Origin of the sequence: Rathayibacter sp. PhB1 (genome assembly GCF_004362935.1) — a bacterium.
Lineage (GTDB): Bacteria > Actinomycetota > Actinomycetes > Actinomycetales > Microbacteriaceae > Rathayibacter > Rathayibacter festucae.
Map to the genome: position 1 here is coordinate 161,670 of NZ_SNYD01000006.1, position 14,341 is coordinate 176,010.

Consider the following 14,341-nt stretch of genomic DNA (forward strand, 5'->3'; position numbering starts at 1 on the left):
CGGTGCGCGCAGCCCGCGGGCTACTCGGCGAGCGCGCCGCGCAGCTCCTCGAACGAGTGCACGATGAGTCCCGGGAGCGCGTCGCGACCGTCGTGGTCGACCCAGCCGGCCCAGGCGTGCCGCATGGCGGCGAGGCCGAGCAGGGTGAGCATCCGGGCCCGGCTGCGCACCGCCTCGGCGTCCGTCCCGCCGCGGGTGAGGCGCTCGGCGACCAGATCCTCGATCGCGAGCTCGAACTCCCGCATGCCGGCGATCTTGAGGCCGACGAGCTGCGGGTGCTCGCGGAAGAGGCTGCGCCGCAGCAGGTGCAGCTCGCGGTCCTCCTCCCCCGGGACCTCCGCCGCCGCGACGAAGACCGCCTGCAGATCGACGAGGAGCGGCGCGTCGCCCGCGAGGAACGCGGCGGCCGTCTCGTCGGAGATCACCGGAAGGCCGCCGACCAGCGCGTCCTCCTTCGAGGCGAAGTAGTTGAAGAAGGTGCGCGTGGAGACGTCGGCCGTCCGCGAGACGTCCTCGATCGTGACGCGGTCCGGCCCGCGCTCGCTCGCGAGCCGCAGCACCGCGGTCTCGATCGCGCGCCGGGTCGCGAGGCGCTTGCGCTCCCGGAGTCCCGGCTGCTCCGGCGCGCCCCGGCGCTCCTGCTCGGTCAGCACTGCGGGTCCTCCTCGGGGACGACGCCCTCGAGCAGGTACGCGTCCACCGCGTCGTTCACGCACGAGTTCGACTTGTTGTAGGCCGTGTGGCCCTCGCCGTCGAAGGTCACGAGGTGCCCGTCGGACAGCTCCTCCGCCAGCGCCTGCGCCCAGACGTAGGGGGTCGCCGGGTCGTTCGTGGTGCCCACCACGAGGATCGGGCCCGAGCCCTCCGCCGTGATCGGCGCCCGCGAGCCCTCGAAGGCGGCCGGCCACTCGCCGCAGAGGATGTCGCCGAAGGCGAGGTAGCGGCCGAGCGTCGGCGCCGCCGCTTCGAGCTCCGCGGCGTCCGCCCGCATCGACTCCGTCTCGGCGTCGTAGGCGTAGTCGACGCAGTTGATCGCGAGGAAGGCCTCGGTCGCGTTGTCGGAGTAGTCGCCGTCGGCCGTCCGGCCGTTGTAGGCGTCCGCGTACTGGAAGGCGATCTCCGCGCCGCCCTGCCGCACGTCCGTGAGCATCTCGCTCAGCCCACCCCAGGAGGAGGCGGAGTAGAGCGGGTAGACGATCGCGGTGAGCAGCGTGCTCGAGCCGAGCTGCCGGCCGTCCTGGGCGCGGATCGGCGAGGCGTCGACCCGCTCCAGCATCGCGGCGACCTGCGCCATCGCCTCGTCGACCGTGCCGGTGAAGGGGCAGCCCTCGCCGCCGAGGCAGGCGGTGAGATACGCGCGCAGGGCGCTCTCGAAGCCGATCGCCTGCTCGCGGACGACGTCGAGCGAGCTCGCGGCCGGGTCGATCGCGCCGTCGAGCACGAGCCGGCCGACGCGATCGGGGAAGAGGCCGGCGTAGGTGGCGCCGAGGAAGGTGCCGTAGGAGTAGCCGAGGTAGTGCAGCGACTCGTCGCCGAGCGCCGCGCGCAGCACGTCGAGATCGCGGGCCGCGCTGGTGGTGCCGACCTCGGGCAGCAGCGCTCCGCTGCGCTCCTCGCAGGCGGCGGCGAAGGCGGCCGAGGCGGTGCGCTGGGCGGCGATCCACTCGTCGCTGCCGCGTTCACCCGGGACGATGTCGTAGAGGTAGGAGTCGAGTCCGGCGGCGTCGAGGCAGGAGACCGCGGTCGAGGCGCCGACGCCGCGCGGATCGAAGCCGACCACGTCGAAGCGGGCGGCGAGCTCGTCGTCCACGGCGAAGTCCAGGCTGTCGCGGATGAGGTCGACCCCGGATCCGCCGGGCCCGCCCGGGTTGACCAGGAGGGAGCCGATCGCGTCCCCGCCCGTCGCCGGGTGGCGGACCAGGGCGATCGAGGCGGTCTCGCCGGCCGGGTCGTCCCAGTCGAGCGGCACTGTCGCGTCGGTGCACTGCATGCCCTCGCCGCAGTCGTCCCAGACCAGGACCTGGCCGTAGTACTGCTCGAGATCGGCGTCGACGGCCTGCGCGGCGGGGGTGGAGGTGCGCTCGGGCGAGGGTCCGGGAGCGAAGCAGCCGGAGAGCAGCGCGACCGCGGCGCCGACCGCGGCGAGCGCCGACCAGCGGCCCGGGCGCCTCACGCGGCCACCGGGCGCCGCGCGGCGACCACGAGCATCGCCTCGAGGGCGAGGACGGGCGAGACGTTCGCGTCGATGCGCTGCCGGGCCTCCGCCACGGCGTCGAGCACCGCGAGCGTGCGCTCGGGGGCGGTGGCCGAGGCGAGCGCCGTCATCTCGCTCCGCACCTCCTCGTTGATCACGCCGCCGGGGGCGCCGAGCTGGAGGCGCACGACGTCGCGGTAGAGCGAGAGCAGGTCGACGAGGATGCGGTCGAGGCCGTCGCGGAGGCTGCGCGTCGCCCGGCGCTTCTGGTCCTCCTCGAGGGTGCGCAGCTGCGAGCGGAGCTGGGCGGGGATCGTGCCGCCGGGCTCGACGCCGAGCGACCGGAGCGCCTGCTGGCGCTCGACCTCGTCGCGCTCGAGCGTGTAGGCCTTCGCGTCCTCGGTGGCGACCTCGATCATCCGCGCGGCGCCGAGCACCGCGTCGGACACCCCGCGCAGGCTCAGGGCGATGCGCAGGGTCTCCTCGCGCCGCTCGCGGGCGTTCGCATCGGTCGCGAGCCGGTGCGCCATGCCGATGTGGCTCTGGGCCTGGCGGGCGGCGCGCTCGGCCGTCTCCGCGTCGACGCCGTCGCGGCGCTCGAGCAGGCCGGCGACGTCCTCGACGCTGGGGACGCGCAGGCGCACCGAGCGCACCCGCGAGCGGATCGTCGGCAGCAGGTCGGCCTCGCTGGGCGCGCAGAGGATCCAGACGGTGCGCTCGGGCGGCTCCTCGAGCGCCTTCAGCAGGACGTTCGAGGTGCGCTCGCTCATCCGGTCGGCGTCCTCGATGACCATCACCCGGTAGCGCGAGACCGACGGCGAGTACTGCGAGGAGGAGACGAGACGGCGCACCTCCTCGATCGAGATGATGACGCGCTCGGTGGCGAGGACCGCGAGGTCGGGGTGCGAGCGGGCGGCGACCTGCGCGCAGTCCGGGCACTCGCCGCAGCCGCCGCGGCGGCAGAGCAGCGCGGAGGCGAACGCGTAGGCGAGGTTGGAGCGGCCGGAGCCGGGCGGCCCGGTGATCAGCCAGGAGTGGGTCATCGAGGTCGACTCGTGCCCGCTCTCGTCGCGGGGGGTCGAGGCGTCGCGCAGGGCGCCGATGGCGTGCTCCTGGCCGACGAGCTGGCTCCAGACGGTCACGGATCCAGGCTAACCGCGAGGTCCGACAGCGGGCCGCGCGCCCTGGGGACCGGCGCTGAGCATCGGCTCGACGCGGGCGCGGACGGCCGCGGCGAGCTCCTCGACCGGACGGCTCGCGTCCAGGACGAGGAAGCGCTCCGGGTCGCCCGCGGCGAGGTCGAGGAACGCCTGCCGGACCCGGCCGTGGAACTCGGCCTTCTCCGCCTCGAGCCGGTCGTAGCGGGTGCGCGCGGCGTCCAGCCGGGTGCGGGCGACGGCGGGGTCGAGGTCGAGCAGGACGGTGAGGTCGGGGCGGAGGTCGCGGGTCGCCCACTCCGAGAGGGAGCGGACCTCCGCGGCGTCGAGCACCCGGCCGGCGCCCTGGTAGGCGACGGAGGAGTCGATGTAGCGGTCCTGGACGACGACCTCGCCCCGCTCGAGCGCGGGCCGGACGAAGGTGCCGATGTGCTGCGCGCGGTCCGCGGCGTAGAGGAGCGCCTCGGCCCGCGGATCGATCTCGCCGCGGTGGTGCAGCACGATCTCGCGGATCTGCACGCCCACCTCGGTGCCGCCGGGCTCGCGGGTGCGCCGCACGGTCTCACCGCGCGAGCCCAGCCACTCCTCGAGCAGCCGGGCCTGCGTGGTCTTGCCCGCGCCGTCCCCGCCCTCGAGGGTGACGAACAGCCCGGTCACGACTCCGTCGAGCCCGTCGCCTCCGCCGCAGTGCTGCGGGCGCGGGTGGTGGCCGGCTTCTTCGCGGCGGTGGTCTTCGCCGCCGTCGCCTTGGCGGCCGTCGTCTTGGCCGCCGTCGTCTTCGCCGCCGTGGTCTTGGCCGCCGTGGTCTTGGCCGCCGTCGCCTTCGCCGCCGTGGTCTTCGCGGCGGTGGTCTTCGTCGCCGTCGCCTTGGCCGCCGTCGTCTTCGCGGCGGGCTTCTTGGCCGGGGCGCGCTTGGCCGGGGCCTTCTTGGGCGCCGGACCCTTCGCCCGCTTGTCGGCGAGCATCTGCACCGCCTGCTCGAAGTCGATCTCCTCGATCGGCTGGCCCTTGGGGATCGTGACGTTGGTCTCGCCGTCGGTCACGTAGGCGCCGAAGCGGCCGTCGCGGATCCGGATCGGCTTGCCGCTGACCGGGTCGGCCTCGAACTCCGCGAGGGCGCTCGTGGCGCGCTTGGCGCCGTACTTGGGCTGGGCGAACACCTCGAGCGCGGTCGGCAGGTCGACCTCGAAGATCTGGTCCTCGCTGGTGAGCGAGCGGCTGTCCGTCCCCTTCTTCAGGTACGGGCCGTAGCGGCCGTTCTGCGCGGTGATCGGCTCACCCGACTCCGGGTCCTCGCCGACGGTGCGCGGCAGGTCGAGCAGGCGCAGAGCGGTGGCGAGGTCGACGGTCGCGACGTCCATCGACTTGAAGAGGGAGGAGGTGCGCGGCTTGACCGCGGCCGCCTTCTTCGCACCGCGCTTCGCAGCAGGAGCGGAGACGGGCTCGACGACCTCACCGGTGGCGGGGTCGGCGGTGGTCTCGGGCTCCGGGTCGACCTCGGTCACGTACGGGCCGAAGCGGCCGTCCTTGACCACGACGGTCTTGCCCGAGTCCGGGTTGCTGCCCAGCACGCGGTCGGTCTGCACGGGGGCGTCGACGAGCTCCTGCGCCTTCGCGGGCGTGAGCTCGTCCGGGGCCAGCTCGAGCGGCAGGTTGACCCGGCGCGGCGTCTCCTGCCCCTCCTCCTGGGCGACCTCGAGGTAGGGCCCGTACTTGCCGATGCGCAGGGTGATGTCGTCGGTGATCCGGACCGAGTTGATGCTCTTCGCGTCGATCTCGCCGAGGTTGTCGACGACGTGGCGCAGGCCCGGCTGGTCGCCGCCGCCGAAGTAGAAGCGGTTCAGCCAGTCGACCCGGTCCTCCTCGCCGCCGGCGATGCGGTCGAGGTCGCCCTCCATCGCGGCGGTGAAGTCGTACTCGACGAGGTCGGAGAAGAACTCCTCGAGCAGGCGCACCACCGAGAAGGCGATCCAGTTGGGCACGAGCGCCGTGCCGCGCGGAGTGACGTAGCCGCGGTCGACGATCGTCGTGATGATCGAGGCGTAGGTCGAGGGGCGCCCGATCCCCAGCTCTTCGAGCGACTTGACGAGGCTCGCCTCCGTGTAGCGCGGGGGCGGCGAGGTCTCGTGGCCCTTGGCCTCGACCTCGGCGACGACGAGGCTCTGGCCGACCTCGAGGACGGGCAGCTTGGCGTCCTTCTCGTCGCGGACGCCGTGGCGCTCCTCGTCGCGGCCCTCCTCGTAGGCGAGCAGGAAGCCGCGGAAGGTGATGACCGTTCCCGAGGCGGTGAACTCGGCCGTGCGCTCGGTGTCGCCGGCCGGATTCGCGAGCAGGGTGACCGTGGCGGTCGAGCCCTTGGCGTCGGCCATCTGCGAGGCGACGGTGCGCTTCCAGATCAGGTCGTAGAGGCGGTGGTCGTTGCCACGGAGGGTGCCGGCGAGCTGGTCCGGGGTGCGGAAGGTCTCGCCCGCGGGCCGGATCGCCTCGTGCGCCTCCTGCGCGCTCTTGTTCTTGCCGGAGTAGAGGCGCGGCTTCTCGGGGACCGTCTCGGCGCCGTAGAGCGAGGCCGCCTGCGAGCGGGCGGCGTTCAGCGCCTGCTGCGAGAGGTTCGGCGAGTCGGTCCTCATGTAGGTGATGAAGCCGTTCTCGTAGAGCGACTGCGCCACGCTCATCGTCTGGCGCGCCGAGAAGCGGAGCTTGCGCGCCGCCTCCTGCTGGAGCGTCGAGGTGGTGAACGGGGCGGCGGGGCGCCGCGAGTAGGGCTTGGACTCGAGGTTCGAGACGCGGACGAGCGTCTTCGGGTCGCGTAGCGCCTCGGCGAGGGCGCCGGCGGAGGCCTCGTCGAGGACGGTGACGTCGCCCTTCAGCTGACCGCGGTCGTCGAAGTCGCGGCCGCTTCCGATGCGCTTGCCGTCCAGGCGCGCCAGGCGGGCGTCGAACGCCGCCGAGGCGTCGGCCTCGGGGGCGAGGACCGTGGCGAGGTCCCAGTAGGAGGCGGAGACGAAGGCGAGGCGCTCGCGCTCGCGGTCCACGACGAGGCGCGTGGCGGCGGACTGCACGCGGCCGGCGGAGAGGCCGGGCCCGACCTTGCGCCAGAGGACCGGGGAGATCTCGTAGCCGTAGAGGCGGTCGAGGATGCGGCGGGTCTCCTGCGCGTCGACGAGGGAGGTGTCGATGTCGCGGGTGTTGTCGCGGGCCGTCTGGATCGCGTCCTTGGTGATCTCGTGGAAGACCATCCGCTTGACGGGGACCTTGGGCTTGAGCTCCTCGAGGAGGTGCCACGCGATGGCCTCGCCCTCGCGGTCCTCATCCGTCGCGAGGAAGAGCTCGTCGGCGTTCTTCAGCGCGCGCTTGAGGTCGGCGACCGTCTTCTTCTTCTGATCGGAGACGACGTAGTAGGGCTCGAAGCCGTTGTCGACGTCGACGGAGAACTTGCCCAGTCCGCCCTTCTTGAGCTCGGGCGGCAGGTTCTTCGGCTCGATGAGGTCGCGGATGTGCCCGACGGAGGCGAGCACCTCGTAGCCCTCGCCCAGGTACTGGGCGATGGTCTTGGCCTTCGCCGGCGACTCGACGATCACCAGCTTCTTCGTGCCGGACACAGTTCTCCTCGATTGATGCTGTCGGATCGGACGCTCAGCGAGTCCGACGGGTCCCCTTCGGCGGGGAGGCGGTGCGCGGCGTCCGCAGGAGGAACGACGATCCGTTCGCGTCGGCTTCGGGGCGCCCGACAGGCACACCATACACACTGACTCCGGGCGTCCCTCGCCGTCGTCCGCTCGCCGCGCGCTGGGAGCACTCCGGCCGCCGCCCGGGAATCCGCCGAATCGGGACGACCGCACCCGGTGACGGATCGCGGCGATCGGCGCATGATGAGGGGCATGGCAACGACGCACACCACCTCCGCTCCGACCACCTCCGCCTACACCGCGAAATTCCTCGACGGGCCGCTCGAGGGCAAGACGCTCCGCCGCTCCTACGGCGAGGCGACGGCCCCCGCGGGCCGCCTCGAGATCCCGGCCGCCCGCGAGGGCACCCGCTACCTCTATCTCCTCGCCGGCGCTCTCGAGCACGACGAGGGAGCGGGCGCGCTGCCCACCGCGGCGGCCTACCGCTACCTGCGGGTCAGCGCCGACTGAGCCCCGGTCCCACCGGGCGGGTCGGACACCGGCGACCCGACCGAGCACGGGAGCGCGCTGCTGCTGCGCCCCGGGCGCGGCGGGAGCCGTGGCCGCCGTCCCCGTCGCGGGAGGAGCGTCACGGCGGCGGCCCGGCGCGCGACCGGGCGGGGAGCGCGAGCGGCCCGACGGACACGACGACCTCGACGGTCGCCACTCCTCCTTCCACCGCGCAGCCCGCGACGGTCGCCGTCATCGCCCCCGCGACGCGCTCGGCCGCCCCGCACGGCTCGCCCGGCAGCAGCCCGGAGGCCACGTCCGCCGCGGCGAGCGCCGCCGCATCCGCCGCGGCCACGGCACGCTGGTGCCCCGCGACTCCCCCGCAACCGGCGAGCACGGCCGCGGTCACGAGGATCGTCCCCGCGACGACGCCGACCGCGACGACCGCCGCCGAGCCGTCCTCCCCTGCGCGGTCCGGCTCCCGCCGGGGGATCACCGTCCTCCGCCCAGCGCGCAGGACCAGACCGAGACCGGCAGCTCCAGCGCCGGCAGCGGCCGGAGCCGCGCGGCGACGTCCACGCAGACGAGCTCGCCGTCCGCGGAGGTCGCGACACTCGCTCCCGCATCGACCCGCGCGACGGGCCGACCCGGATCGTCCCCCCGCGCCAGCGACCGGGCGCCGTCCGCCGCTGCGTCGACCAGCCGGACGTACTGCGCCGAGGCCGCCACCGAGCCGAGGCAGAGCGCCAGCACGACCACCACCGCCGGCAGCACGACCGCCAGCTCGGCCGTCGCGGAGCCGTCCTCGCCTCGACGGCCGTCGCCGGTCCGCATCCCGGCCTCCTCCGCTCTCGTCGCCACCCGGGCACCACTCGGGTACCGCACCGCTCATCCGCCCGCGGTGAGCGCCCGGGTGACCAGGTCCGTGAGGATCCCGCGCACCTCGTCGCCCTTGAGGATCACCACCAGCAGACCTGCGAAGCCGACCGCGGCCATCGTCGCGATCGCGTACTCGGCCGTGGCCGAGCCCTCCTCGTCGCGCCATCCGCTCAGCGGCCCCGCCTCCCACGCGGGCTGCGGGAAGCGCTCCCGCCCGGCACCGCCCGTCACTCGTCCGATCGTCCCCGCACCACTGCTCCGACTGCCGTTCATCCGCTCGCTCCGTTCGTCGTCACTGCCCCCACTCGAGGATCGCCGAGCACGGAGCGGGTCGGGGTGGCGAGCTCGCGAACGGTGGACAAGAGGAGAGAGGAGGGGCCTGTGGAGAGCTCCCGCGGGACCGCTCACCGCTGCCCCGCGAACGTCGACAGCAGCACCGAGATCATCATCGGAGCCACGCCCAGCAGGAGGAACGCCGGCAGCACGCAGACTCCGAGCGGCAGCAGCAGCGTCACACCGAGCCTCGCCGCCCGCTCCCGCGCCTCGGACGCGGCCCGCACCCGCGCCAGTGCCGCCTCGCTGCGCAGCAGCCGGCCCGCGGGCACCCCTGCCGCGCTCGAGAGCGCGAGCACGGGCTCCGCCGCGGCGAGCGCGGGCGGCCCCGACGCGAGCCCGCACTCGGCGAGCGCCGCCAGCACCCGCTCCCGCCCGCCCCCGATCGATCCCCCGCCCGCGAGCGCGACCGCGAGCAGGTCGAGCGCCAGCCCCGGTGCCGGGTCCCCCGGGCCGGCGCCGCGGACGAGCCGGCGCGTCCACGCCGCGGCACCGAGCATCAGCCCGAGCCCGCCCACCAGACAGACGAGTCCCGGCACCGTCCCGATCAGCACACCCAGCACATCGAAGCCCAGCAGCGTGCCGAAGCCGAGCGCCACCAGCGGCAGCCCGCCGACCACCCGGCTCGTCGCGAGCGGCCCCGCCAGGGCGACCTCGATGTCGCGCCGCGCCCGGCCGAGCTCCCGGAGGGACTCGGCCAGCTCGCCGAGGGCCGCGGCGATCGGCGCCCCGGAGTCCGCGGCGACCCGCCAGCAGGCGGCCAGGGCCGCCCAGGCCGTCTCCTCGCCGCGATCACGCGAAGGCCGCGCGGCGCCTGCCCTGCGGCGAGGGGCCCGCTCGCCCTCCCCCCGCCCCTCTTCTCGGCGGGAGGCGGGCACGCCCGCCAGGAGCGCCGCCGTCACGTCCCCGCCGCGCGCCGCCTCGACCGCCACCGCGCGCAGCAGCCGACGACGTCGCGCGGCACCCGCCGCCTCCGAGTCGTCCGACGCCGCGAGGTGCGCCAGCGCCGACGCCGGCGCGACGCCCGCCGCGAGCAGCACCGAGAGGCGGTGCACCACGGCCGCGACCTCGTCGACCCCCTCCCCGCGCTTCACGGCGAGCCCCGCTGCGGCACGGCGCCCTCCTCGATCCGGAGCCGCCCGGCGCGATCGAGCCGGAAGCAGCCCGAGGCCGCGAGCCGGCGCCGGCCGCTCCGCCGTTCGAGGTGCAGCACCAGGTCGATCGCGCTGACCGTCTGCCGCGCGACCGCCTCCGGCCCCATCCCGGCGAGCGACCCGAGCGCCTCCAGCCGCGCGGGGACGTCGGCGAGCGAGTTGGCGTGCAGCGTCCCCGCGCCGCCGTCGTGCCCGGTGTTCAGCGCGGACAGCAGATCGCGCAGCTCCACGCCGCGGCACTCGCCGAGGACGAGCCGGTCCGGCCGCATCCGCAGAGCCTCGCGGACCAGACGGTCGAGGCCGACGCCGCCCGCGCCCTCGAGGTTCGGCTGGCGCGCCTCGAGCGAGACGACGTGCGGATGCGCGGGCCGCAGCTCGCCGACGTCCTCGATCACGACCAGGCGCTCGTGCGGCGGCGCGCAGCCGAGGAGGGCGCCGAGGAGCGTGGTCTTGCCCGATCCGCCGGCACCGGTGACGAGCAGGTTCCAGCGCGCGGCGACGGCGCGGCGCAGCAGGCCGCGTCCCGCGTCGTCGAGCATCCCCGCCGCGTGCAGCTCGTCGAGACTCCAGGCATCGGCCCGCGGCACACGCACCGAGATCAGCGTCCCCGCCGTCGCGACCGGCGGCAGCACCACGTGCACGCGGACGCCGTGCTTCAGCCGCACGTCCACGCACGGGCTCGCCTCGTCGACGTGCCGTCCGCCGGCCGCGACCAGCGACACCGCGAGTCTCCTGGCGCCCGCGGCGTCGAGCGTCCAGGAGGGGACGCGGACCGCCCCGCCACCGCGGTCGAGCCAGAGACCGGAGTCGCCGTTGACGAAGAGGTCGGTCACCGCCGGATCGGCGGCGAACGGCGCGAGCAGGCCGAGCGCCGCCGCCGCCGGACGGACCGGCGCCGTTCGCGGTGCACCGCCGTCGTCCTCACCCGGCGGGCGAGGTGCGTCCGGGCGATAGGCGGCGGGAACGAGCGGGACGAAACCGGTGGTCATCCGGGAACGGTAGGAGCGCGCGCCCTCCGGTGGCGCGCCGAGGACCGCATCGGTGGACGTCAGCGCCGAGGACGCCCCTGGGGAGGAGCGACGAGCTCCGGCCCGAGGGCGTTCTCGCGAGCCGAGGGTGCGCCGCTCCGAACTCCGGCACGCGGTCCGCGCCCCGGCTCGCCGGAACCGGCCGATCCGGCGTGCCGGCGTCGATTCCGCGAGCCGGAGGTCCACCGGTCGAAGCTCGGGCACGCGATTCGGGCCCCGGCACGCTGAAACCGGCTGATCGGGCGTGCCGGAGGCGTTTCCGCGAGCCGGAGGTCTACCAAGCGGACGTCGGGCTCGCGATCCACGCCCCGGCTCGCCGGAACCGGCCTGTCCAGCGTGCCCAGCGTGCTCTCGCGGGCCGAAGATGCGGCCGGCCAGCGGCCGTGCGGATCCTCCGGGGGAGCGGGACGCTCGACCAGCGGAGGGAAGAGAAGGGGGCGGCACCCATTGGGGGGAACAGGTGCCGCCTCGGCGGCGCTGGATTGGGGGGAATCACTCGCGCCGCTGAGCCGAAGTTCATTCGGCCGTATGCAACGTTAGGGCACGGAGGCGATTTCGCCAAGTCGGATCCGCGTTCTGAGCCGACTCTTCACGAAACCCCGCCGGACGGTCAGCTTCGCGTCGTCCCCTCCCCACCCGAGAGCCGGACGCTACGGTGGTCCGGAACCGACCACGCCGGCCGGCGCACGTCGCACTCGCGAAGGAGCGAATCGCAGATGTCCACACCCCTCGACGCGTCCGGGGCCGCAGGCTCGAGCGCCATCGACAGCCTCCAGCAGGAGACGCGCCGCTTCCCGCCGCCCGCCGAGTTCGCCGCCGACGCCGCCGCGACCGCCGGGCAGGCCGAGCAGGCCGCCGCCGACCGCCTCGCCTTCTGGGCCGACCGCAGCCGCGAGCTGCTGCACTGGCACCGGCCGTTCACGCGCACCCTCGACTGGAGCGAGCCGCCCTTCGCGCGCTGGTTCGACGACGGCGAGCTCAACGTCGCCTACAACTGCCTCGACCGGCACGTGCTGGCCGGTCACGGCGACCGCGTCGCGATCCACTGGGAGGGCGAGCCCGGCGACAGCCGCGACCTAACCTACGCCGAGCTCACCGCCGAGGTGAAGCGCGCGGCCAACCTCTTCACGAGCCTGGGCGTGCAGGCCGGCGACCGCGTCGCGATCTACCTCCCGATGATCCCCGAGGCCGTCATCGCGATGCTCGCGGTCGCCCGGCTCGGCGCCGTGCACTCGGTCGTCTTCGGCGGCTTCAGCGCCGAGAGCCTGCGCGCGCGGATCGACGACGCCGAGGCGAAGCTCGTCGTCACCGCCGACGGGGGCTGGCGGAAGGGCTCGGTCTTCCCGCTCAAGCCCGCGGTCGACGCGGCGCTGGCGCTGGACGGCGGCACGTCGAGCGTCGAGCACGTCCTCGTCGTCCGCCGCGGCGGCAACACCGTCGAGTGGAGCGCCGGCCGCGACCTGTGGTGGCACGAGGAGATCGTCGCGGTGGACGCCGACCACGTCGCGCGGCCGTTCCCCGCCGAGCAGTCGCTGTTCATCCTCTACACGAGCGGCACGACCGGGAAGCCGAAGGGCATCCTGCACACCAGCGGCGGCTATCTCACCCAGGTCGCGTACACCCACCGCACGGTCTTCGATCTCAAGCCCGAGACCGACGTCTACTGGTGCACCGCCGACGTCGGCTGGATCACCGGGCACAGCTACGTGGTCTACGGACCGCTCGCGAACGGCGCCACCCAGGTGATGTACGAGGGCACGCCCGACACCCCGCACGCCGGACGCTGGTGGGAGATCATCGAGAAGCACGGCGTCACGATCCTCTACGCCGCCCCCACGGCGATCCGCACCTTCATGAAGCTCGGCCGGCAGATCCCGCAGCGCTTCGACCTCTCGAGCCTCCGCCTGCTCGGCTCGGTCGGCGAGCCGATCAACCCCGAGGCCTGGATCTGGTACCGCGACGTCATCGGCGGCGGCCGCACCCCGATCGTCGACACCTGGTGGCAGACCGAGACCGGCGCGATCATGGTCTCGCCCCTGCCCGGCGTCACGACCCTGAAGCCGGGCTCGGCGCAGGTCCCCGTCCCCGGGATCTCGATCGACGTCGTCGACGACTCCGGCGCCCCGGTCGGCGCGGGCTCCGGCGGGCTGCTGGTCATCACCGAGCCCTGGCCGTCGATGCTGCGCGGCATCTGGGGAGACCCGGACCGCTACGTCGAGACCTACTGGTCGAAGTTCGGCGACCGCTACTTCGCCGGCGACGGCGCCCGGCTCGACGAGGACGGCGACCTCTGGCTGCTCGGCCGCGTCGACGACGTGATGAACATCTCCGGCCACCGCCTGTCGACGGCCGAGATCGAGTCGGCCCTCGTCTCGCACCCGGTGGTCGCCGAGGCGGCCGTGGTGGGCGCGGCGGACGAGACGACCGGCCAGTCCGTCGTCGCCTTCGTCATCGCCAAGGCGAGCCAGGCGGAGGCGCTCGCCAGCGGCCACGACGAGCTCGAGGCGACGCTCAAGGCGCACGTCGCCGAGCACATCGGCGCGATCGCCCGGCCGAAGCGCATCTTCATCGTCCAGGAGCTGCCGAAGACCCGCTCCGGCAAGATCATGCGCCGGCTCCTGCGCGACGTGGCCGAGGGCCGGGCCGTCGGCGACACGACCACGCTCGCCGACACGCAGGTGATGTCCGTCATCTCCTCCGCGGTCGCCGCCGACGACTGAGCCCCGGACGGCCGAGCCGCTGAGGGCCGAGCCGCAGCGTGCTGAGCCTCGAACGCCGAAGGGCGTCGCCTCCCGAGGGAGAGCGGCGCCCTTCGGCGTCGAGCCGGGATCCGGCTCAGGCGAAGGCGACGATCAGCTCGACCTCGACCGGTGCGTCGAGCGGGAGCTCCGCCACGCCGACGGCCGAGCGCGCGTGCCGGCCCGCCTCGCCGAAGATCTCGCCGAGCACCTCGGAGGCGCCGTTGATGACGCCGGGCTGGCCGTTGAAGCCGGGCGCGGAGGCGACGAAGCCGGTCACCTTGACGATGCGGGTCACGCGGTCGAGCGAGCCGATCACGTCGGCGATCGCCGCGAGCGCGTTCAGGGCGCAGACGCGGGCCAGGTCCTTCGCGACCTCGGGCTCGACGCCCGCGCCGACCTTGCCGGTCGCCGGCAGCGCGCCGTCGACGAACGGGATCTGCCCGGCCGTGAAGACCAGGTTCCCCTCGACCACGGCCGGGATGTAGGCGCCGGCCGGCACCGCGACCGCGGGGAGCTCGATGCCCAGCTCGGCCAGGCGCTGGGCGATCACGCGCCGGCCTCGGCGACCGGGCGCTTGAGGTAGGCCACGAGCCCGCCCTCGGGACCGGTGACGATCTGCACCAGCTCCCAGCCCTCGGAGCCCCAGGTGTTCAGGATCGCGGTGGTGTTGTGGATCATCAGCGGCGTCGTGATGTATTCCCAGCGGGGGACGGACATGGCTCTCCTCGTGAGGCAGGGGT

Annotated in this window: 14 protein-coding genes; 2 read left to right on the plus strand and 12 right to left on the minus strand. The window is 74.3% G+C overall.

All coding sequences use genetic code 11. From position 1 onward, the window contains the following. Positions 1 to 20 precede the first annotated feature (20 nt). Genes EDF17_RS16315 through topA form a run of 5 tightly spaced genes read right to left on the minus strand, consistent with a single transcriptional unit; the run spans position 21 to position 6,950 of the window. Positions 21 to 653, minus strand: coding sequence for a TetR/AcrR family transcriptional regulator (locus tag EDF17_RS16315; protein ID WP_164874522.1), 633 nt, complete (start codon positions 651 to 653; stop codon positions 21 to 23). Then, positions 647 to 2,173: an alpha/beta hydrolase gene (locus tag EDF17_RS16320; protein ID WP_185020003.1), complete on the minus strand. Its 1,527-nt coding sequence runs from the start codon at positions 2,171 to 2,173 to the stop codon at positions 647 to 649. Before EDF17_RS16320 ends, EDF17_RS16315 begins: the two co-directional genes overlap by 7 nt. After that, a complete protein-coding gene (locus EDF17_RS16325; protein WP_123447679.1) occupies positions 2,170 to 3,336 on the minus strand; it encodes a DNA polymerase III subunit delta' in 1,167 nt (388 codons plus the stop codon). Before EDF17_RS16325 ends, EDF17_RS16320 begins: the two co-directional genes overlap by 4 nt. Positions 3,337 to 3,345: 9 nt before the next feature. Next, complete coding sequence (gene tmk / locus EDF17_RS16330) at positions 3,346 to 4,008, minus strand: dTMP kinase (protein ID WP_123447680.1); 663 nt, start codon at positions 4,006 to 4,008, stop codon at positions 3,346 to 3,348. Further along, positions 4,005 to 6,950: a type I DNA topoisomerase gene (gene topA / locus EDF17_RS16335; RefSeq protein WP_123447681.1), complete on the minus strand. Its 2,946-nt coding sequence runs from the start codon at positions 6,948 to 6,950 to the stop codon at positions 4,005 to 4,007. The genes tmk and topA overlap by 4 nt, the downstream gene beginning before the upstream one ends. A 279-nt stretch (positions 6,951 to 7,229) precedes the next feature. Here topA and EDF17_RS16340 point away from each other — a divergent pair, with 279 nt between their 5' ends. Next, positions 7,230 to 7,487, plus strand: coding sequence for a hypothetical protein (locus tag EDF17_RS16340; protein ID WP_123447682.1), 258 nt, complete (start codon positions 7,230 to 7,232; stop codon positions 7,485 to 7,487). A gap of 118 nt (positions 7,488 to 7,605) precedes the next feature. Here the strand turns inward: EDF17_RS16340 and EDF17_RS16345 are convergent, their stop codons facing one another. The 5 genes from EDF17_RS16345 to EDF17_RS16365 form a co-directional block, all read right to left on the minus strand. Continuing rightward, positions 7,606 to 7,962, minus strand: coding sequence for an Rv3654c family TadE-like protein (locus EDF17_RS16345; RefSeq protein WP_243732937.1), 357 nt, complete (start codon positions 7,960 to 7,962; stop codon positions 7,606 to 7,608). Continuing rightward, entirely contained in the window at positions 7,959 to 8,300 is a 342-nt protein-coding gene (locus EDF17_RS16350; protein ID WP_123447683.1) for a TadE family type IV pilus minor pilin, read from the minus strand. The genes EDF17_RS16345 and EDF17_RS16350 overlap by 4 nt, the downstream gene beginning before the upstream one ends. A 54-nt stretch (positions 8,301 to 8,354) precedes the next feature. Next, the gene (locus EDF17_RS16355; RefSeq protein WP_123447684.1) at positions 8,355 to 8,618 is read right to left on the minus strand and encodes a DUF4244 domain-containing protein; all 264 of its coding nucleotides are present in this window, start codon (positions 8,616 to 8,618) and stop codon (positions 8,355 to 8,357) included. Between the two features lie 131 nt (positions 8,619 to 8,749). After that, complete coding sequence (locus EDF17_RS16360; RefSeq protein ID WP_123447685.1) at positions 8,750 to 9,772, minus strand: type II secretion system F family protein; 1,023 nt, start codon at positions 9,770 to 9,772, stop codon at positions 8,750 to 8,752. Continuing rightward, a complete protein-coding gene (locus EDF17_RS16365) occupies positions 9,769 to 10,821 on the minus strand; it encodes a TadA family conjugal transfer-associated ATPase (RefSeq protein WP_123447686.1) in 1,053 nt (350 codons plus the stop codon). The genes EDF17_RS16360 and EDF17_RS16365 overlap by 4 nt, the downstream gene beginning before the upstream one ends. A 755-nt stretch (positions 10,822 to 11,576) precedes the next feature. On the opposite strand from EDF17_RS16365, the gene acs reads away from it, so the two are divergent. After that, a complete protein-coding gene (acs, locus tag EDF17_RS16370; protein ID WP_123447687.1) occupies positions 11,577 to 13,580 on the plus strand; it encodes an acetate--CoA ligase in 2,004 nt (667 codons plus the stop codon). Between the two features lie 115 nt (positions 13,581 to 13,695). Here acs and EDF17_RS16375 read toward each other — a convergent pair whose 3' ends face one another. Together EDF17_RS16375 and EDF17_RS19970 are read right to left on the minus strand one after the other, a co-directional pair. Continuing rightward, positions 13,696 to 14,151, minus strand: coding sequence for a RidA family protein (locus EDF17_RS16375; RefSeq protein ID WP_208110633.1), 456 nt, complete (start codon positions 14,149 to 14,151; stop codon positions 13,696 to 13,698). Beyond that, positions 14,148 to 14,318, minus strand: coding sequence for a hypothetical protein (locus tag EDF17_RS19970; RefSeq protein WP_164861113.1), 171 nt, complete (start codon positions 14,316 to 14,318; stop codon positions 14,148 to 14,150). The genes EDF17_RS16375 and EDF17_RS19970 overlap by 4 nt, the downstream gene beginning before the upstream one ends. Positions 14,319 to 14,341: the final 23 nt, after the last annotated feature.